The 20,748-nt window shown below is 38.3% G+C and carries 13 protein-coding genes; 6 read left to right on the top strand and 7 right to left on the bottom strand.

Going from position 1 to position 20,748, the window contains the following annotated elements:
• Positions 1–24: 24 nt before the first annotated feature.
• On the bottom strand, positions 25–2,889 hold the full coding sequence (locus tag ACHFIY_RS12090; protein ID WP_410846357.1) for a TIM-barrel domain-containing protein: 2,865 nt from the start codon (positions 2,887–2,889) through the stop codon (positions 25–27).
• A gap of 329 nt (positions 2,890–3,218) precedes the next feature.
• Positions 3,219–7,397, bottom strand: a complete 4,179-nt coding sequence (locus ACHFIY_RS12095; RefSeq protein WP_410846358.1) for a two-component regulator propeller domain-containing protein — start codon at positions 7,395–7,397, stop codon at positions 3,219–3,221.
• Positions 7,398–7,590: 193 nt separating this feature from the next.
• Between ACHFIY_RS12095 and ACHFIY_RS12100 the strand changes: the two genes are divergently transcribed.
• Positions 7,591–7,968: a hypothetical protein gene (locus ACHFIY_RS12100; protein WP_410846359.1), complete on the top strand. Its 378-nt coding sequence runs from the start codon at positions 7,591–7,593 to the stop codon at positions 7,966–7,968.
• 45 nt (positions 7,969–8,013) lie between these two features.
• Here the strand turns inward: ACHFIY_RS12100 and ACHFIY_RS12105 are convergent, their stop codons facing one another.
• Entirely contained in the window at positions 8,014–10,665 is a 2,652-nt protein-coding gene (locus ACHFIY_RS12105) for a glycoside hydrolase family 95 protein (RefSeq protein WP_410846360.1), read from the bottom strand.
• 258 nt (positions 10,666–10,923) lie between these two features.
• Between ACHFIY_RS12105 and ACHFIY_RS12110 the strand changes: the two genes are divergently transcribed.
• From ACHFIY_RS12110 to ACHFIY_RS12125, 4 genes are all read left to right on the top strand, one after another.
• Positions 10,924–12,951: a S41 family peptidase gene (locus ACHFIY_RS12110; RefSeq protein WP_410846361.1), complete on the top strand. Its 2,028-nt coding sequence runs from the start codon at positions 10,924–10,926 to the stop codon at positions 12,949–12,951.
• 96 nt (positions 12,952–13,047) lie between these two features.
• Positions 13,048–14,106, top strand: coding sequence for an LIC11966 family surface protein (locus ACHFIY_RS12115; RefSeq protein ID WP_410846362.1), 1,059 nt, complete (start codon positions 13,048–13,050; stop codon positions 14,104–14,106).
• A gap of 324 nt (positions 14,107–14,430) precedes the next feature.
• Positions 14,431–14,901, top strand: coding sequence for an SRPBCC family protein (locus ACHFIY_RS12120; RefSeq protein WP_410846363.1), 471 nt, complete (start codon positions 14,431–14,433; stop codon positions 14,899–14,901).
• A 395-nt stretch (positions 14,902–15,296) separates the two neighbouring features.
• A complete protein-coding gene (locus ACHFIY_RS12125; RefSeq protein WP_410846364.1) occupies positions 15,297–15,521 on the top strand; it encodes a hypothetical protein in 225 nt (74 codons plus the stop codon).
• A gap of 613 nt (positions 15,522–16,134) precedes the next feature.
• On the opposite strand, the gene ACHFIY_RS12130 is transcribed toward ACHFIY_RS12125, so the two are convergent.
• Both ACHFIY_RS12130 and ACHFIY_RS12135 read right to left on the bottom strand, forming a co-directional pair.
• Positions 16,135–16,392, bottom strand: coding sequence for a hypothetical protein (locus tag ACHFIY_RS12130; protein WP_410846365.1), 258 nt, complete (start codon positions 16,390–16,392; stop codon positions 16,135–16,137).
• Positions 16,393–16,509: 117 nt separating this feature from the next.
• A complete protein-coding gene (locus tag ACHFIY_RS12135; protein WP_410846366.1) occupies positions 16,510–17,754 on the bottom strand; it encodes a cation:proton antiporter in 1,245 nt (414 codons plus the stop codon).
• Positions 17,755–17,795: 41 nt separating this feature from the next.
• Between ACHFIY_RS12135 and ACHFIY_RS12140 the strand changes: the two genes are divergently transcribed.
• Positions 17,796–17,942 (top strand): hypothetical protein, encoded by a 147-nt coding sequence (locus tag ACHFIY_RS12140; RefSeq protein ID WP_410846367.1) that lies wholly within the window; start codon positions 17,796–17,798, stop codon positions 17,940–17,942.
• A 102-nt stretch (positions 17,943–18,044) separates the two neighbouring features.
• Here the strand turns inward: ACHFIY_RS12140 and ACHFIY_RS12145 are convergent, their stop codons facing one another.
• Together ACHFIY_RS12145 and ACHFIY_RS12150 are read right to left on the bottom strand one after the other, a co-directional pair.
• Positions 18,045–19,562: a hypothetical protein gene (locus ACHFIY_RS12145; protein ID WP_410846368.1), complete on the bottom strand. Its 1,518-nt coding sequence runs from the start codon at positions 19,560–19,562 to the stop codon at positions 18,045–18,047.
• 317 nt (positions 19,563–19,879) lie between these two features.
• Entirely contained in the window at positions 19,880–20,566 is a 687-nt protein-coding gene (locus tag ACHFIY_RS12150) for a hypothetical protein (protein ID WP_410846369.1), read from the bottom strand.
• Positions 20,567–20,748: the final 182 nt, after the last annotated feature.

The raw sequence follows: 20,748 nt of genomic DNA on the forward strand, positions 1-20,748 counted from the left end.
ATTTTTTTAACTTCTCTGGCCACTCTACTGTTTCATGGTTACTGATATTTTTTCTCCTTTATATTTTACAACCGCATCTGGCTTTTTATCCAGGTTAAATAGTGCTGGTTTCTCTTTCTTCACCCAAACAATATTGAATACCCTGTTTTTCAACATGCCTTCAAAGCTGCCTTTCCGTTCTAAAATAGAAAGCGTTTTGAAGGCTTCGGTATAAGTAAACTCAACATTGGCAAAAGCACCGTTTTCGTAGTTGTAATTCAAACCCTCGTCTTCATATAGCTTAAACGAAGCATCTTTACCCGTATATACATACAGGCTAATGGTATCAGCCGCTTTTTGGCCAGTGTATTCCATGGCTGGGCCAAAAGGAACAATAGAACCCTCTTTAATGTACAAAGGCATGGTTTGCAACGGTGCGGCGGCAGTAATGTGCTGCCCGCCTTCGTAATACTTGCTAGTATAAAAGTCGTACCATCCCGTAGTAGCAGGCAAATACAAGTCTTTAGTAGTTGCATTAAAATCGGTAACAGGGTTCACCAATATAGATGGCCCAAACATAAACTGGCTGCCAATATTTTTCACTTCAGGGTCTTTGCCAAAATCCATTACCAGTCCACGCATGATGGTATAATTATCATGGTATGTTTTGCCCACCAGCGAATAGATATAAGGCATCAAACGGTAGCGGAGCCTGTCGTAATACAAGATGCTTTCATAAGTGGGCGTGCCTTCGGGTGAAATATTGTAAATCTCTCGGTAAGGAAACTGGCCATGCACACGCAGCAATGGGCAAAATGCACCAAACTGGTACCAGCGTGTAGATAACTCCCTCCATTCTTCCAAGTCTTTCCCTTGTGGGTGTTCGTAACGGGTTTCAACTGCAAAACCGCCAATATCTGTTGTCCAATAGGGCAAACCAGACAATGAGAAGTTGATGCCCGCAGGTATCTGGTTTTTAAAATCTTCCCACCGTGAGGCAATATCCCCGCTCCAAGTGGCGGCAGCATAACGCTGCAAGCCTGCATACGCTGAACGTGTTAAAATAAATACACGTTGGTTGGGGCTGGTTTTACGCTGCCCCTCATAAACAGCTCTTGAATTTTGTACAGGGAAGCCATTAAAATATTGCGTGCCAGAACCTAAAGCAGTAGGGTTCATTAACTGTTTCCTATGCTCGGTGTTGCAATTGGAATAAATATCCGGTTCTGTTGCATCCAGCCACCAAGCATCAATCCCTTTTACAAATAAATTTTTATTCATAATGTCCCAGAAAGCTGCCCTTGCTTTAGGGTTGAAGGCATCATAAAAAGTAGATACATAGCCTTGGGCTATCCAATCCCTCCGCCTATCGGCAATGCTTCTTTTAAATAGCCAGCCATTTGCATCAAAGTATTTATAATTATCTATTCCTTCGTAAAACTTAGGCCATACAGAAATCATGAAACGGGTGTTGTATTTTTCATGCAAGGTTTTAATCATCCCGGCCGGGTCTGCAAACCGAGAAGCATCAAACTGTTGGCTACCCCATTTGTCTTGCTCCCAGTAATTCCAGTCCAATACAATATTGTCTAGTGGTATTTTCCTTTTCCTAAACTCGCTTACCGTTTGCAATATTTCATCTTGTGTTTTATACCGCTCCCTGCTTTGCCAAAGCCCCATGGCCCATTTGGGCATCATCGTAGCTTTGCCCGTAATATCGCGGTAGCCACTGATCACTTCATCCATATTGCTACCATAAACAAAATAATAATCTATATTTTTTCCAGCCTCGGAGCTAAAAGAAAATTCTTTTTGCTCACTTTCAGTCAATGGTTTCAGCCATTTACAAGACAAGTAAGACTCACCGCCATCTGGCTTCCATTCTATTTTAAAACTGTGTTTTGTATTAGCGGCTAGTTTTACGTCTATTGAGCTAGTACCAGGATTCCAGGATTGCCTCCATTTTTCAACCAATAATTTTCCATCAATCCATATCTTGGCATACCCTGCATTTTTTAATAAAAAATGATGCGTGCCGTCAAAAGCACTTTGTACAAACCCTTCCCAAGTTACAATGCCATCAGCAGGTTTAAACCCTTCTGGGAAGTTTTTCATAGCCTCAATAAACTCATAGTCTATGGTTGATTCTGCACGCACTATGGGGGCAACCGTATTCTTTTTAGAAGCATAAGTGGCTGTTAACCATCCTTGGTTACCATTTACATCAAACAGCTTCAAGCTGCTCATTGGTTCATAATCCCTGCTATCCATTGCATTGGTAATGGAGTAGTTATCCCAAAGTATACCATAGTTTTTATCAGACACCAAAAAAGGTATCGCTACTTCTGTATTGTTCTGCATCAAATCTACATGTTGCCCGTTGTAGTTTATCATGCCATTCTGATGCTGCCCAAGGCCATAAAAACCTTCGTTTGCAGTTAATTCAAATACTTGTTTCAACTTATACAGTTCCTCCCCCTCAACTAACACCCCATTAAACGTTTTGCCGCCTTCTTTTTTTTCAGCTAATATTGGTGTGCCGTAGGCATCTGTAAAAACTACTGAACCATTACTGGTAAAAATAATGGCATTAATTTTTGAAGTGCTTACTATTATTTGTCCATCCTTTTCTTTCAGTTCCCATTTTACCGAAGGCCTTTTTTCATCCAAAACCATGAGACTTTTTTGTGTTATGAAAGAGTCTATTGGGCTTGCAAGCACCCGTATTATGTTGTCTGTGATTACCTGTAGCTTCAATAGCTTAGGAGCATTAGGAGAAGACTGTTTTAAATGAATCATCACACCGTCGTCTAATTTAGAATACGGTGTTATTTCGCATAATGCTATTGTGGGGAAATAGGCTGCAAGCAAAAACATGGACAGCAAAGGAAGTATCTTTTTATTCAACATGACAATCATCTTTTATAAATTTCCATACAGCCCGGAAAAAGTTTTTTTCATCAACAAAATAGCTTTAACAGAACCGAAGAACAAAACTAGATGGATAGCAAATAATTACAGGTATCGGATTGTTTTTGACTAAGGGTTCAAATGTTAACTAGGGGGTATATTTGATAAAAAACAGCCTAAAAAGCCCTGTTGGTTAACATTTTAGATAGTCGTAAGTGGTAAGTGGTAAGTAATAAGTCGTGCATACGGCACTTTTCAAACAAAGAGATTAGTGATGCTAAATGATATATAATGTCTATTATGACTTATGACTTACAACTTATGACTTACTACTTACGCCTCATCTCTTCCATATATACAGAAGGGAGCTTGTCGTACTCTGTTTTAAAATACTTAGAAAAATATTTAGGGCTGTTAAAGCCTACTTCATACGCCACTTCCGCCACGGTCATATCACTTTTTTCCAGTAATTGGGCTGCCCTTTTCAGTCTTATTTGCCTAATAAATTCTATAGGCGTTTTGCCCGTGAGCGACAATATTTTTTTATACAACGCTACCCGGCTCATAAACATGCCCCTGCTCATGTCTTCCACCGAAAAATCTGGCTCCGAAATATTTTTTTCTATCAGCGTAAGCACCTGCTGCATGAATTTTTCCTGTGGCGATTCCACCACTATATCCGTGGGCTTGGCCTCTACTTGTTTCTGATATGTTTTTTTAATTTGCTCCTGCTGTGTTAGCTGGTTTTTTATTTTAGATAGTAATATCTCAAAGTTAAAAGGCTTGGTCATATAGTCGTTTGCACCTGTTTCCAGCCCTTTTAGTTGTTGCTCCTCCCCTATCAATGCGGTTAATAATATAACAGGCACATGCTTGGTACGGCTATCATGCTTAATTTTTTTACATAAATCTATCCCATCCATTTCGGGCATACTTATGTCGCTTACTATCAAATCAGGATGTGCGGCCAGTGCTTTTTGCCATCCCAATTTCCCATTAATGGCTTCAAGTATATTGAAATACTCTTTCAGGTTGTCTTTTAAATAAAACCTAAAATCATCGTTGTCCTCTACTAATAGCACCGTTGGTTTTTTATTTTTTGGCATTGACGGTTTCTCTTCTACAACTAAGTCCTCGGCTTCTATTTCATCGGCAATATCTATTTCTTCCAAGGATTCTACACCATTCATTTCAATTACAGGCGCATCATTGCTTTTGGCGCTGACTATTTTCTCTATTGCAACCACCAGTACCGGGATTGTTACTTTAAAGCAACTGCCTTTGTTGGGCTCGCTTTCCACGGTAATATTGCCGCCATGCAGCTTTACAAATTCCTTTGTTATGGCAAGCCCTATGCCACTGCCTTGGTTAACCATGGATCCTGGTATATCGTTTTGAAAAAAGCGTTCAAATATTTTTTCCTGCTTATTAGCTTCTATGCCAATGCCTGTATCCTGTACGGCAATTTCTACTTCAAACCAATTATTGCTATCTTCTTTCGCTTTTACAAATACATCTACCCCCACATGCCCATTTTCTGGGGTGAATTTAAAGGCATTGGACAAAAGATTAAACAGTATCCTTTCTATTTTATCGGTATCAAAACTTGTTTCCAAGTTATCAATATTGGAATGGAAAGAAAAACTGATATTCTTTTTATCCGCCACGTCTGAGAAAGAATGCGACACTTCATTAATATATTGAACAATATCGCCCTTGGTACTGTGCAGCTTCAATTCCCTTTCCTCCATTTTCCTAAAATCGAGTAATTGGTTTACTAAGTTCAACAAACGCCTTGCATTCCGATGGATGAGTTGCAATTGTTGCTTCTGCCCTTCCTCCATCGCACGTTTAAGCATTTTGTCAACTGGGGCAAGTATCAAGGAAAGGGGTGTCCTAAACTCATGGCTTACATTGGTAAAGAACTTAATTTTCATTAAGTCCAGCTCGTGCATACGCTGTGCTTCTACCCGCTCTTGTTCTATGGCAAACTTTTCCCTCGCTTTATGGATAATCCTTATCCTGCCAATATACAAAACTACTACCACTATTAGTAGATAGATAGAGTAAGCCAGTGGCGCCCTCCAAAAAGGTGGCAGTATTTTTATGCTTAGCTTTATAGCATTATCATTCCACTTGCCATTATCATTGGCTGTTTTTACATAAAAAGTATAATTGCCGGGATCTAAGTTGGTAAATACGGCTTTCCTGTTTTTGCCATCTGCCACCAGCCATTCATCTTTAAAGCCCTCTAGTTTATAGGCATATTTATTTTTATCGGCATTGGAATAGTTTAATGCTGCAAATTCTATGGCAATTACATTTTGGTTGTAATTAAGTGTTATAGATTTTGTTTCTGTAATAGAACCCTCAAGTAATACCTTGCCATTTAGTTCTTCCCCGGGGCTGATGCTTTTATTGAATACCTGAAAATCGGTAAATACAATGTTTGGTATTTGCTTGTTAGGCACAATTGACTCGGGCTGGAATACATTAAACCCATTGGCTCCACCAAATATCAACTCGCCTTTTTTTGTTTTTAAAGCTGCATTTTCATTAAATTGTGTTCCTTGCAGCCCATCAGACTCATCATAATTACGGCAGCTAATATCTATAGCACCATCTTTGCCACTATTTTCTGCAACTGCTATATTTGAAATACCTTTAGGCGTACTTATCCAAAAACTATGTTTATTGTCCTCTAAAATATTTAAAACGGCATTATCTGGCAACCCATTTTCTATGGTGAAATGCTGGAACGCCTTGGTTTTATCATTTAAAATATTCAACCCCTCCCTGGTGCCTACCCAAATCCTACCCTTACTATCAATTAAAAGGGAATTTACATTGCCATTGCTTAAAGAACCAGCATCTTGAGGGTTATAAAAATAATGTGTAAAATTATCTGTTCCTTTTTCCAAAATATCCATTCCAGAAGCCGTGCCTATTACCAAATCACCTTTCTTGTTTTCTGTAAGCACGGAAACATAGTTTGACTGGATGGAATTAGGAATATTGACATTGTGATGATAAAAAATATGCTTATCCCTGTCAAACCTGTCTAGCCCGGCACCTAGTGTGCCTACCCACAAGTTATTGGCAGCATCTTCATAAATACTCCATATCCTATTGTCTGCAATAGACGAATTATCATTGGGGTTGTGCTGGTAATGCATAAATGTTTTGCCATCAAAACAATCCATGCCCCCAAAATAAGTACCTATCCAAAGCCTTTGCTTTTTATCCATGCACAAACCTACAATTACGTCGTTGCACAAACTATTGTTATTGCCCGATTGGTGTTTGTACTGCGTAAAAACATCCCGCCCCTTATCAAAATAAATCAGCCCTCCCCCATTGGTACCTATCCAGATATTACCTTTTGCATCTTCTACAAAACGGTTTACATCATCGTATGGGAGGCTATTTGGCTGCGATGGATGGTTTTTGTACAATGGGAACTTGATAATGCTTTCGTGGTAGCAATTGATGCCTTTTTTATAAGTTCCTACCCAAATAATGCCGTTATCATCTTTATATGCTGTATTAATGCTATTCTGGCTAAGGCTATTGTTATTGTCAGGATCATTTACAATATATTGAATAGTTTTCTTCTTTTTATCGAATACATTAATGCCACCGTGGTCTGTATATATCCAGATATTAGATTGATTGTCTTGTAGGATGCCCATTACTAGGTTAGTATTCAACTTGGCTGGCACGCTTTCTTTATTGATAATGGTTAATTGATTGGTAGCCGGATTAAAGCGGCACACTCCTTTTGTATCTCCAAAAGTATAAACCCACAACTCATTTTCATTATCGGCAAAAATCTGGTAATTCATCAATTCAGTGTTGTTGTATTTATTAACAACATCTGTGTGGTAAACTACCTTTTCTGTTTTTGCATCCAGCAGTTCTATGCTGCCATCATTGCAAATAACCCAGAAATTGCCATCTTTATTACGGGATATAGAAGTGATATACGATTTTTCATTGATACGCATCTTTGATGCCTTGCGGGTAGATATGCTATATTTAAACACCCCTTCTTTTTCAATAAGAAAGTAAAAATCGCCATTGGGTGTTTTTACAGTTTTCATTACCACGCCGTTAGGCAAGCCAAGCGATGCAAAATAACCAGCTATATTATGGCTGAACTTCTCAGTTTTTGGGTCATAAATATTCATCCAACTCCTTGTTGCTACAAGCAGCTTGCCATCGGGCAATTCTAAAACCCTTGTTACAAAGTCATCATCTATACTTAAAGAATCCTTTATGTCGTGTTTAAACACCTTAAACTGATAGCCATCAAACCTGTTTAAGCCCGACATAGTGCCAAACCACATAAACCCTTTGCTATCTTTTAAAATACAGTTTATTTGGTTGTGGGATAGCCCCTTGCTAATATCTATACGCCTAAACTGGTATTGGTTCACGTTTGGCTGCGCTAATAACCATGTATTCAAAAACAAAAATGATAAAATGATGAATAAACTGGCACGCATTAAGGGGCAATTATTATGAAGCATTCGTATAAAAGCTAAACCATAAGTTATGGCACTAAGCTTACAGCAATATCAAAAATAGTTGAAACAAGTCAATACATCCAAAACTTCCGCACAACTAAATGCCCAAAACAATAGGGTGGTTTACATTTCACCACCTAAACAGAAACTTTTTAATTATGAATGATGAGTTATGAGTTATGAATTAGGGTGGATATTATCTCCAACTACAAGTTTCGGGGCTCTGAACCGCAACGATGGGGTCTTTACCCCCAAGGATAGGATTAAACAACTGTATGTTTGGGTTTTCAACCCCAATGCTAGGATTAGCAACCGCAATTTTAGGGTTTTTAACCCCAACTATGGGGTTATCCAACCCAAAACCTGGGTCTTTAACCTCAATAATAGGATTGAAAATCTAAAGTTTAAGGTTTTTAACCCTAATAATAGGATGTTTAATCCTATTATTAGGATCTTTTACCCCAAAAATGGAGTTACCAACCACAAGTTTGGGGTTACAGAATCAAACGTTTGGGTTGTGCAACTACAAGTTTGGGCTTTTTTCAAGTAGACAATATGGAATTTACAAATTTTTGCAAATAAATTAGTGTACAACTCACCACTCACTACTCACCACATACACTCCCCCTTTTATCGTTTTAAACGACAATGTATAGCCAATGGCACTCGCTTTTGACACAACAGCAGGATTGCCTTTTAGCTGCACGGGCTGGTTAGTCCGGAGGCTGCACAACCCACCATTGCGGGACAATATAGAGGCATTGGTTAGTTTGCCTTTTTCCCAAGTTATGTCCACTACAAAATTGCCCCTTGCTACCAAGCCTTTTACATCCCCGCTTTCCCACGCATCTGGCAAGGCTGGCAACAGGTGCAGTTCATCGTTTTGGCTTTGCAGCAGCATTTCACCAACACCCGCAGCCCCGGCAAAATTGCCGTCAATCTGGAAAGGCGGGTGCGCATCAAACATATTGGGGTAAATACCGCCGCCACTATAACTTTTATTGTTTTCTTTTACTAGGTGGAGAAGATTCCTGTAAAGGATATAGGCATGGTTGCCGTCTAGCAACCTTGCCCACATATTCACTTTCCATGCAAGGCTCCAACCTGTGCCGCCATCGCCACGCATTTCCAATGTTTTCCTGGCCGCCGCTGCTAAATCCGGCGTGCTTAATGGAGATATTTCCCTCGCTGGATGCAGTGCATAAAGGTGCGAAGTATGGCGGTGGTGCGGGTCCACGTCTCCAAAGTCTTTGTACCATTCCTGCAAATTGCCTTTACTGCCTATTTGGAAGGGATATAGGTTGTTTAACCTATCGTTTAAAGTTTCGCAAAAAGCCTTATCAACATTAAGAGTTTTAGCTGCCGCAATGGTATTGTGGAACACATCCCTTACAATGCCCATGTCCATTGTAGTAGCAATAGACATAGCGGCTTTTTTGTCGCCATCATAAAAATCATTTTCAGGGGAAGTGGCAGGTGCTGTAACCCAATGCCCACTGCTGTCTTTTACCAGCCAGTCCAATGTAAATTCCGCTGCCCCTTTTAGCAATGGGTATGCTTCTTTTTGCAAGAACTGTTTATCGCCAGTAAACAAATAATGCTCCCATCCGTGGCGGCTAAGCCAGTTGGCACCCATTGCCCAGTTGGCCCATTTAGGGTCGCCCTTGCCAAAATCTCCCACTGGATTGCTCAATGCCCATATATCTGAATTGTGGTTTACCACCCACCCATGTTTTATATTGTAAAACTCCTTGGCCGTTTGCTTGCCTGTAACTGCCAATTCTTTCAATAACCCCAAAAGAGGCTGGTGCAGCTCCGACAAATTGAGGCTTTCCACAGGCCAGTAGTTCATCTGCACGTTTATATTGGTAGTGTAGTTACTGCTCCAAGGCGCACGAAGCTCCTTATTCCAGATGCCTTGCAGGTTGGCTGGCACATTGGGTGTGCGTGAGGATGATATTAATAAGTATCGGCCATATTGCATGTACAAAGCATCCAAACCAGCATCTGCACCGCCGTTCCTGTACGCTTCCAGCCTTTCATCGGTAGGGATAGCTGTTTTGCTTTCTTTGCTAGGGTTTAGGTTCAAGGAAACACGGTTGAACAATTGATGGTAATCTGCCAAATGTGCTTGCAATATGCTTTGGTAATCTTGTGCTGATGCTTTTGCTAAATAAGATGAAGCAAGCATGTGCTCGTCTTTGCCCTCTTTGTCTGGGCATTTGTCATACCCATTAAAACTGGTTGCTGCTGTTACATACAAAACAATCTCGGTGGCATTGGCAATATGAATACCGCTTGTATCTGTTACTTGCGTGCCACCTTTTATAGCTGCTTTTACTAGCATTTCAAACCGCATACCCCGGCAGCCGCTCACATCCTCATACTCCATGGCATCCCTCTTTGCAGGGTTGTAATAGCTGGGGTTAACACGGGCAGGGGCTTTGCCTTTTACTACAAATACCTCTTTATTGGTAGATACATTGCTTTTTATTTTGCTTTTTGCAGATACATTGATGGTTAACTGCCCGGGCTTGTCTGCCGTTAGCCGTACTACTATTACTTTATCTGGGGCAGAAACAAATACATCCCGCTTGTAATGCACCCCATTTACGGTAAATTCTGTCGTGTTGATGGCGTCTTCAATATTAAGCCCCCTGTAATACTGCTGGGCAGTATCCCCGCCCAACGATTGTTTTATATTCAAATCACCCAAGGGCATATAGGCTTCCGAATTCAAGCCCTGCATTTTACGGGCAAGGTTGGTAGCTGTTCCATAATCTCTTTTAAACAGGGCATCCCGCAAAGGCTGTAAATATTGCGGCGATGTAGGGTTTACGCCTGTTTTCACTGGCCCGCCGCTCCATAAAGTTGCTTCGTTTAGTTGCAATAGTTCTTCATCTACTTTACCAAAAACCATTGCACCTAGCGTGCCATTGCCTACAGGTAACGCTTCTGTCCACACAGTGGCTGGTTGTTTGTACCATAGGGTAAGGTCTTTTTGGGCATGGGCAATATTGGTTAACGATACTATAAAGAATAATGATATGATAAAGGCAGGCTTCATGATGGTGCTTTTGTTGCGAAAATGGCTGTTTATTGTCATTTTTACAAATGATAGTTGAAAAATAATATTAGGTGCATTTGCATATAGCAAAATGGTTTGAAGAAAAGACCTTGAGCAAGCCTTAAGGCCGATAAAAATATTGTTTTTCGTCAAAGGCAGGGCAGTTGATTGTTTCCTCATAATTCACACTTTGTTACTCTTTCATATTTTCTTTATATCATGATGCAAAAGTGAATTGAAATAGCTTTTGCAACAACCCAAAACTTGCAAAATGTAGTCAGCATAATAAAATTTTCCATTATTTTCGTCACTATGAGAAAATTTAACAGAACAAGCAAGCAATTTCTTCTTTTTCTTATGCTATTGTTTATAGGCTATCGAATTAATGCACAAAATATTCCTGAAAAAGCTGCAAACAATGCCTTCTTAATTTCCAGGATGGCAGCAAAATTTCATGTGCAGCCAAAGGAACTAAACGATCAGTTTTCTATAGCAGTATTTGATGGGGTATTAAAAAAACTTGATGCCAAGCGCATTTTTTTTACAAAACAAGATGTCTTATCACTATCTAAGTTTGCTTATCAAATAGACGATCAAATACAAAATGTAAAAACCGATTTTTTAAAACAATTGATTGGTTTATATGGCATCAGGATAAAACAAACAGACTCGTTAATAGATGATATTGGCAAAAAGCCATTTAACTTTATGGTTAAAGAAAAACTTTCTGTTTCAGAAGATACAGCTTATGCTGATAACACTATTGCATTAAAAACGAAGCTATACAAATTAATGAAATGGGCTTTGGTGCGTGAAATAGTTAGCGATTATAAAAAAGAAGTTACGCCTTTAGCACAAAAAAAGTATTTGGATAGTATAGAACCCATTCTAAGAAAAAACATTGTACTATCTATAAAACGCTCCTTTAAACCATTACTGGAAAAGCCAAATGCACTAAAAAAAGAAGTGGCAACTATTTATTGTGATGTAATTGCCAATACTTACGACCCACATACCAATTATTTTCCTGCGGAAGCAAAAGAAGAATTTGATGGTCAACTTGGTAAAAAGCCATTGATATTTGGATTCTATCTTGAAGATTCAGAAGATGGGAGCGTAAAAATTGACAATTTAGTGCCTGGTAGCCCTGCCTATAAAAGTGGACAATTAAACAAAGGTGATAAAATACAATTTATACAATGGGCTGGCAAAGAAAGAATGGCTGTTGCTGAAAAAGGTGTTGCATTTATACAAGATTTATTAGAGGAAAACAAATCGGATAAACTATTACTAACAGTAAAAAAAAGTGATGGCACAGTGAGGCAGGTAACATTGCAAAAAGAGATTGTAGATAATGGCAGCGAGGATGAGGAAAGAGTGAGAAGCTTTATTTTAAAAGGCTCGAAATCAATTGGATATATCTCTTTACCCGCTTTTTATATCGATTGGGACAAAGGAAGCAAAGATGTAAATGGGTGTGCAAATGACGTGGCAAAAGAAATAATTAAATTAAAAAAAGAAGGAATAGATGGCCTAGTAATGGATTTGCGTTTTAATGGTGGCGGGGATGTGAAGGAAGCAATAGACTTAGCAGGTATTTTTATAGATGCAGGCCCAGTAGCTATGATAAAAGAAAAAGAGGGAAAAACAATTACCCTAAAAGACATGAACAGGGGTACTATTTACGATGGGCCATTGGCAGTAATGGTAAATGGATATAGTGCTTCAGCATCGGAAATGTTTGCAGGAACATTGCAAGATTATCATCGAGCAATAATTGTAGGTGCTACTACATTTGAAAAGGCAACAGGGCAAGTAGTGCTTCCGATGGATACAACTGTAAATATAACAGAAGATACACGAAATAAAAAAGCCGAGGATTATATAAAAATTACCAATATCCGATTATACCGCATCACTGGCAATACGGCGCAAGCTATTGGCGTAAAACCAGATATTGCATTACCAGATTTATTAGGCACAAATGCCCAAAGAGAAGCCGACGACCCACTTGCTTTGCAGGTAGTTCCTATTAGTGCAAATAAATATTTTACCCCGCTACCCCCAATTAATTTAGCACCTATTCAAGCTATTGCTACCAATGAAATAGCTACTTCCCCAGCATTTGCCGCCATACAAAAAAAAATAATGGAAGCCAAGATAAACAAAGAAAAGAAAGATAAACCCTTGTTTTTAGCTGATTTGATAGCACTAAATCATACAAGCTGGGATGATGATGACAGTGACGATGATACTGAGGATGCAGATGCTGATATAACAAAACTTGGAACACCAAAGGATAGTACTACTGCTTACTATCAAGTTGCCAATAACGCCTATGAAACAAAAAAAATTGAAGCCAACAGCAGCCTACAAGATGGCAATAAGGAGTGGAAAGCATTCCTTACGCAAGACCCCTATATACGTACTGTTTATAAGCTAATGGAAGCAATGGCAGCTAAGTGATGATAGTAGCAGAAAAAGTATTTTCTCCAAAACAATTTTTTATTACGATTAAATAGAATATCCCTTTTATTTGTAAAATCATAAATTAATCTTACAATGACTAAAAGAACAAGAACAAATCTAAAAATGCTATTGATTGTCGCATTTTTTGTAGTAAAAAATGCCTTGGTAATGGCGCAAGATGTTGAAACACCAGTAGCGTATATGAATAGTATTACCAAAGTACAAGAGGATATGAATAAAAAATATCTAGCTTATGTAAGCGCATCTGCTCATGGTAAACGATTGAGAAAAGTAGAAAAACTAAGACAACAAGCTGTTGAAAGCATCTCATTAAGTTTAACCAACACCCAATTATTATTCCCGTACAAAGGCGATAATTCATTAAGGCAAAGTAGTATAGACTATATAAAATTTTGCTACAAACTATTCAATGATGATTATGCACATATTGTAGATTTGGAAGAAATATCTGAGCAATCTGTAGATGAAATGCAAGCCTATTTGCTATTGCAAGAAAAGACTAGTGAAAAGCTTAAAGAAGCAAATCAAGCTAATGATTTGGCATATCGGGCATTTGCTGCTAAGTATAAAATAGAAATTCTTGATTCTAAATCTGAAAAGGGAGAAAAAATGGAGATTGTAGGCAAGCTCAATAAATACTTTAATAAAGTATATAACCAGTTTTTTAAAAGCAATTGGGAAGATAAGCAACTAACCAAAGCCTTGACCAATAAAAAAGTAAATGATATTGAGCAATGTCGCAATACGTTAATTAAATATGCAGAAGAAGGATTAAAAGCACTTGATACGCTTCGCTCTTTTAATGGAGACGCTTCATTGGCTTTAGCTTGCAAGCAATCCTTAGAAGCCTATAAGAAGTTGGCAGAAACCGAAATACCCAAAATGACAGACTATTACTTGAAAGAAGAAAACTTCAATAATATCAAAAAATCATTCGACTCAAAATCGGCATCCGACAGAACGAAAGAAGATGTAGATGCCTATAATAAAGCAGTAAAAGAAATGAATGCAGGCGTAAATTCCTACAACCAAACAAATAACAATGCGAACAATATTAGAAACAGCATTGTGAACAATTGGAACAGCACCGAAAAATCTTTTATGGATAGCAATATGCCTTATTTTAAATAGATTATAGCATAATTGTCTTTTTTAGTCTCACTAGCTCGAGTGGTCTACTTTGCAGACCACTCCTGTCTTACATGTACTGCTTGCAACATCCGTATTTGCAATATGGCTGGCATTACGGAACAAACTCAGCTTTCAGTCCTTTTTTGCTTTTGTTCTGGCAGACCCCAACAATATTGGGAAGTAGATTATATATTTGAATTTTAGGAGCAGGTATTTGGCTTTAATTGTTGGCTGACTTAATGCTATTTTTAGTCACAATCGCAAATACAGGCTCATAATGGAAAGGCTCTCTGACGAAACAACGAAATGACATTGGCAAGTAATATGACAAATAAGAAACTCATCAAAACCACAGGGACAATTTTAGTAAACAAAAAGTTAGAAAGTGTTTTTGACTTTTTTGTTAATCCAACTAACGACAATTTGTGGCGGACAGAAATAAATAAATCAACACTAGCTGGGCCATTGCAATTAGGCGTGACGATTCATGAATATTCTTACTTGTCAAAAAAAGTACCTAACAATTTGATAGAACTAAAGTGCGTTCAGTATGACAAAAACAAACTTGCAATTTTTGAAACTCCTGACAACACTCAATTTTATATAAAAAGCCAGCGACAAGTAAAAGTAATTTCGGACAACTCGACAGAAATTATTTATACGCTTGACTTTGACATTGACCTTGTAAAATATGCTTTGGGTTTTGGTTTACCAAAATTTATTGTTTCATTCAAGGCTGATAGAGATATAAAAAAATATTTACGAAAACTAAAAACAAAACTTGACAACGATTGACAAAGACCTAGCAATCAACATTGGGTTTGGCAAAAGTGTCACATCTCCCACCTAACTCGGCATAGTCCCCCACAACGTCCTTGCGTTTGCATCCTGATATGCTTTATACAACAAATCAATTTCAATTAACCCATTCTTGCCTGCATAATTCCTTTCAATGCAATACAAATAATCTTCTGCTTTGTCCACATTTGAAGCCCTTACGTGATTATTATGGTTGTATGCTAATTTTTGTTGCGCAAAATCAGCATTATAAAGTTCTATTGCATTGGCTAAAAATAAATATTTCGCTAATTATGCCGATATTCAAAACCCAAATCAGCAGATTTGAAAACACTGCGAAATAGTCTGGAGACTACTCCCAACGAAACCACACTTTAATTGCTATCCTTACATTGTGCTACAAAATATTTCCCATTGGCATTAGTAAAATCCCCTCCGGCATACAGAGTGCCGCTAGTATAGATGATGAGGCAAGTTATAGTGCTATTGAACACAGAACTGATGCTACTTACAAACTCTTGCCAATTACTGCCGTTCCATTTTGCTACATATTGATTGCCACTTCCATTTGTAAAAAGCCCTGCTGCATACACATTGCCCTTGCCATCGATGGCTAGGCTATTTATATTACAATTAAATGTAGAATTGTTGGTGCCACCTAACTCACTCCATTACCCTTTTGTAGGAATATTTACAAAAAAAACAAGGCCATTAAGGCTACAAAAAAAAGTGTCTTCCTTTCTGATTTCTAAAGCTGTTAAAATTTGTACTGATTTACGCACAGACAACATACACATTTGTAATAATTTTTTTGTAGTAAATTAAATTATTGCAAATTTTTTATTACACATTTGTAATAAAAATAAAAGAATAATAAAAAATATTACAAAATAATTATTACAACTTGAATTGGTTACAGGAATTAAAGGAAGAAAAATGGATTGTGGCAAGTAAACATGGCTTTTTATTTTTTCGTTTTGTAGAGGCAGTACCCTTAGCGGAAGAAACTTTATGGGAGTAGCCCACGGCAAGAACTATAAAGGCTGTTTCATTGAAAGATTTGGCTTGCTATACAGAAGGAACTGGGAGGTAACCTTTAAAAAGCGAAACCCAAAACACAAATTAGACCGAATTGCCCAACGTTTAAAACAATCAGAGCAGCAAGGGAAAAGTTTCCTTGAACCATTTAATGTCGTGGATTGTCACTGATAAGTAATAAATACTAATATTTCAATGACGAAGTGATGCTTCATACCTTTCCCTCCTGTATTTACTTACAATAACAGCTATTTCATCTTCTGTTAATGAAATTTCATTTCCTGCCCCTTTTTTATCTAATTCCTTGGCTTTTTCCAGTATATCTTGCCATTTAGAGTCCCTTATTTTCAACTGCTCTTCTTCTGACATTTTTACCTTCCGATCATATTCCGCCCTCCATGAGGGCTGCTTTTGTGTTGTGCCTTTTATTTCCAAAGTAGTTTCTCCCATAACATTTACATTTATAGCTGCATGATAAACAAAAACCGGTAAAACGTATAACACGAATTGAAGCGAATTTCATGAAACCCAAAACTTAAAACACAACACTTAAAACAACCACTAAACTTACCGATGCCCATAAATCTTCTTAGCCACTTTTTCCACGGTTAGCCCCTGTACAAAAATTGAAAACATTACGATAATGTATGTAATAAAAACCAACTCGTCTTTTACGGCGAAGCTGGGTGATAGCGACAATGCCATGGCAATGGACAACCCGCCACGCAGGCCGCCCCACGTCATAAGCAGTATGGTTTTGGGGGAAACGTCCAGCCATTGCTTGGAAATTTGGTATGGTATAGCCAAAGACAAATACCTGCACAACAATAGCAAGGGGATAATGGCCAGCGCAACAAGCAAATAACCCCATTCAAAATGGATGGACAATATTTTTAGCCCCATCAACACAAACAAAATAGCGTTCATCAGCACGTCTATCAAATGCCAGAATTTTTCTACATACATCATGGTTACATCGCTCATTACTTCTTTTTTTACTTTGTAACCTGTGATTAAACCGGCCACTACCATGGCCAACGGCCCAGAAACATCGGCTATATGCGCCACCCAGTTGCCGCCCATTACTACTGCCAGCGTAATCATCACTTCTGTTTCGTAGTCGTCTATCGACTTTAATAAAAAGAAAATAATATATCCTAAAATAAACCCCAGCCCAATGCCTCCCACGGCTTGCTGGAGAAAGACCAATGGCATGTCCCACGCTTGTATATGGCCAGAGCCTTTTTCTATCAATGCCAGCAGCGACACAAAAACCACTACCCCTATCCCATCGTTGAACAACGATTCGCCCACGATATTTATTTCTGCCGATTTTGGCACATTGGCTTTGGTTAATATGCCTAGTACTGCAATAGGATCAGTTGGCGAAACGATGGCGCCAAACAAAAGGCAATACAAGAAATTGATGGGCGTGCCAAAAAAACTGGTTAAAAAATAGAGTGCCGCCCCTGCTAAAACTGTACAAAGCAATACGCTTACCAAAGCAAACAAGATAATAGACTTCCTGTTTTGCTGTAGCTGCCTGTAGTCTGTGTGCATTGAACCTGCAAACAATAAAAAACTAAGCAGCACATTCAGCACCACGGCACTAAAATCAATAGTTTTGATTGCAGTAGTTACTGGCGTGAGGGTTGAAGGGAAAAACTGGTTAACGGCCAGTAAACCCACAGAGAAAATAGTACTAAGCAACATCAAGCCAATAGTAAGCGGCAATTTGAGCAAACGGGTATTGATATACGCAAAAACTGCCGATAAAATAACCAGTAACGATATAAGGTAATACAAGTTCATAAGCGGGAAACTACTTTTATACCAATGATTAAATGATTTACATGATTGAACCCCTTAGCCTAAAAGGCTTTTATCAGGATGATTTTCTCAAACCATTTTCTCCACAGTATAATTACTACTCGGTACTTTTTAAGCAGATAGAACATATAGAAACATTAGATGTACGCAAGTATAAAGAAAGAAAATAGTGTTTTATATTTCAAAACAGATACACTGGATAAAAATATAACGAAATACTATATTTTATCTCATTTTTCTTTCTTTTCCCTTTGAGATGAATATTTACATTGCTACTTCACCTTAGGCTTGCTCAATAATATCAATCCATCTTTAAATACCCCAAGCGTATCCAACTGCCTATGCTGGCTTATTTCAGCTAAACGGATAATGGCTTTGTTGTCAAATTCATTGGTAAACCAAACAATATAATTTGGGTCTTCTAAATAATATTCTTGGATGTCTATTATATGGGCTTTTTCAGGCAGTGTAATGGCAGGCAAGCCGCCGTAAAAATAAACGGCATCGCAAACATTGGAATATATAGCCGTATCTTGGTTAAAATAGGGCTGCTTTTTTTCCAGGAATTGCACTATATCGCTCTCCTGGTTGCCAACTTCTGTGTAACCGGGTATGCCGTTTTCTTTTATCGTTGAATGAAACTCTAACGCAAACAACAATTGATGCCCTTGGAACAAAAGGTAACAAAGGGCAATGCAGGCAATTGCTACATTCCGCCAAATGCCTTTTTGCAACTTAGAAAGCCCAAGTAGTATTAAACTGGAAATGCCAACAACCATTGGCAAATAAGCAGGGGAAAGTAAGCGGTTGTTTAGCTGTTCATATTTAGATATACTAGCTGTAAGCACTATAAAGCAGATATAGATAAAACAAAACCCTAGGTTAATGTTTTCAAAAGAAGCAAACTGCTTATCATTAAAGTAACGGTATGCAATAATCAATGCAGCACTGGTTACCAGCAAAATGCCAGCAAAAACAGCTATCGTTTTATTAGTGCCAGTCAGTTGCAGCCATTGCAGTAATGTTTCGCCATAAAAGCGGATGTTCACTATTAATGGCGTGATGCTTTTTTGCCTGATGCCTGTCATCGTGCCATTTAAAAGTTGGTTCCTTATTAAATTGGTAGCCAGCAAGGATGCGCTAGCAACAAGATATATTGTTAAATGGATGATTTTTTTTAACCAATAAAAATCCCTTTGCAGCAGGATAAAAAACAACCCAGTAGCCAACACGCTAATCCCTGCAAGGCGGGTATCGCACGCCAATGCAGTAACCAATGCCGCTAATAATAATGCAGGTAATGAACGGGAAACAAGGTAGCCCCTAATGGCAACCATAAAAAAAGAAACCAGCATCACAAACAAAGTCTCGCTCCATAGCATGGTATATATATCCAGCATGGCGTAGCTTATGGGCAAAAGGCTAAGCACTGCCCATTTATACCATTTGTTTTTGGGGGCAATGTTTTGCAACAAGCAGCCGTTTACAAAAATGGCCACGCCAAACAACAACGCATTTACAAAAGGGGCAAACACAACCACGTCTGTGCCAGCAAATTTGGTAATAATGCCTAGGAAAACAGGGTAGCCAGCAGGGAAAATAATCAGTGGGCATCCGTTGAACTCTACCAGCCATTTGCCTAAAGGGATATTCCTTGCCACCCCTGCATAAGAAACCGAATCGGGCGATATGCCAACACCGTGGTAGCTAGTAAGCAAAAAAATAAATAGAGCCCCGCTCAGTGCCGCAATAAGCGAATCGATATTGTTCTTGAAAGAAAGAATAGGCATATAATAAAAAAGTTACTGCTCAAGTACATTTCACCAAATAGGCAAATAGCCACATAGTTTTAAGCGAAAAAAAAGGAAGAAAACATAGGAAACATATGCTTTAAAATTGCGCTCCAAGTAATAAATGCTTAAAACTAGGGTGCTACTCAGGTGCAATTTTGGTCAATCTACCACTAAGGCACAAAAACACAAAGTGGCACAAAGTTTTAAAGGAAGAAGAAAAAAAGAAAAAAGTTTGGTACAATATCTTCTTCTTTCTTTGTGCTACTTCGTGCCTTTGTGGCTATACAAATACATGGTAGTAGATACAAGCCACTTTATTCATTCACCTCCTTGAAATGCCGTTTGTTATTCAACCAGGTTTCAATTACTTTTTTATCTAAAAACAAGTGTGCCAATTTTTGTGCGTTTTCTTTTGCCATCATATTTATGTCGGCGCCGCACCCTTTCATTTCCGGTGGCAGGGTCTGCACGCCGTCAATCACGTTGCGGCTAGCATAATAGCGGCTTACATATATAGTACGCTCCAGGAAAGTATTGTCTTGTGCAATCAATGCCTTTGCTTCAAAAAATACATCGAACATGGCCGTTTTCGATACCGCCCCATTTTCATATTTCACTTTATCAATCTTATCGAGCTTAAAACCAACTTCTTCTTTCGTTATCACAACCAGCATGTTGGCATTATATTGCTTCATTATTTTACTGGTTACAGTTGGGTTTTTGGCCAACAATAGCTGCATTTCTTCCTTGCAAACATCGCTGGCTGTTTCCACTGGCAGTTTTACGTCTTCCTGCATAGCAGCAAAAAGGTATTGCGAGTAGTTGTTATTGGCATTATTGTTATCACCTGTTGTTGGGGTAGCATCAATTAGTACAATGCCCTTGGAGGTATCGTGGATTTGTATTTCTGGTGGCAATGTCTTATATACATAGGTATAAACAGGCGGCTTGCAATTTGTAAACGCAACAGTAAATAGTAAAGCCGCTAAAAATCTCCTCATTGTATTTGTTAAACTTGCAGACCCTGTCCGCTTGTGTTTTGTATTTAAAGTTACTTTAATTTTAGTAACCCTGCAAAATAATAGTAAAACAACCGTAATTTATATCTTTTTTAATCTCAGGACGGCAAAATATGCAACTTATAGTTACCTAAACACTATTTAAAATATTTTTTAAATTTAAG

The sequence above is a fragment of the Parasediminibacterium schistidii genome, from assembly GCF_046546515.1.
GTDB lineage: Bacteria > Bacteroidota > Bacteroidia > Chitinophagales > Chitinophagaceae > Parasediminibacterium.

What these genes read in the sequence shown, in the direction of transcription:
- ACHFIY_RS12090 (WP_410846357.1), bottom strand. Translation starts at nt 2,889, where the DNA reads ATGTTGAATAAAAAGATACTTCCTTTGCTGTCCATGTTTTTGCTTGCA.
- ACHFIY_RS12095 (WP_410846358.1), bottom strand. Translation starts at nt 7,397, where the DNA reads ATGCGTGCCAGTTTATTCATCATTTTATCATTTTTGTTTTTGAATACA.
- ACHFIY_RS12100 (WP_410846359.1), top strand. Translation starts at nt 7,591, where the DNA reads ATGAGTTATGAATTAGGGTGGATATTATCTCCAACTACAAGTTTCGGG.
- ACHFIY_RS12105 (WP_410846360.1), bottom strand. Translation starts at nt 10,665, where the DNA reads ATGAGGAAACAATCAACTGCCCTGCCTTTGACGAAAAACAATATTTTT.
- ACHFIY_RS12110 (WP_410846361.1), top strand. Translation starts at nt 10,924, where the DNA reads ATGGCAGCAAAATTTCATGTGCAGCCAAAGGAACTAAACGATCAGTTT.
- ACHFIY_RS12115 (WP_410846362.1), top strand. Translation starts at nt 13,048, where the DNA reads ATGACTAAAAGAACAAGAACAAATCTAAAAATGCTATTGATTGTCGCA.
- ACHFIY_RS12120 (WP_410846363.1), top strand. Translation starts at nt 14,431, where the DNA reads ATGACAAATAAGAAACTCATCAAAACCACAGGGACAATTTTAGTAAAC.
- ACHFIY_RS12130 (WP_410846365.1), bottom strand. Translation starts at nt 16,392, where the DNA reads ATGGGAGAAACTACTTTGGAAATAAAAGGCACAACACAAAAGCAGCCC.
- ACHFIY_RS12135 (WP_410846366.1), bottom strand. Translation starts at nt 17,754, where the DNA reads ATGAACTTGTATTACCTTATATCGTTACTGGTTATTTTATCGGCAGTT.
- ACHFIY_RS12140 (WP_410846367.1), top strand. Translation starts at nt 17,796, where the DNA reads ATGATTGAACCCCTTAGCCTAAAAGGCTTTTATCAGGATGATTTTCTC.
- ACHFIY_RS12145 (WP_410846368.1), bottom strand. Translation starts at nt 19,562, where the DNA reads ATGCCTATTCTTTCTTTCAAGAACAATATCGATTCGCTTATTGCGGCA.
- ACHFIY_RS12150 (WP_410846369.1), bottom strand. Translation starts at nt 20,566, where the DNA reads ATGAGGAGATTTTTAGCGGCTTTACTATTTACTGTTGCGTTTACAAAT.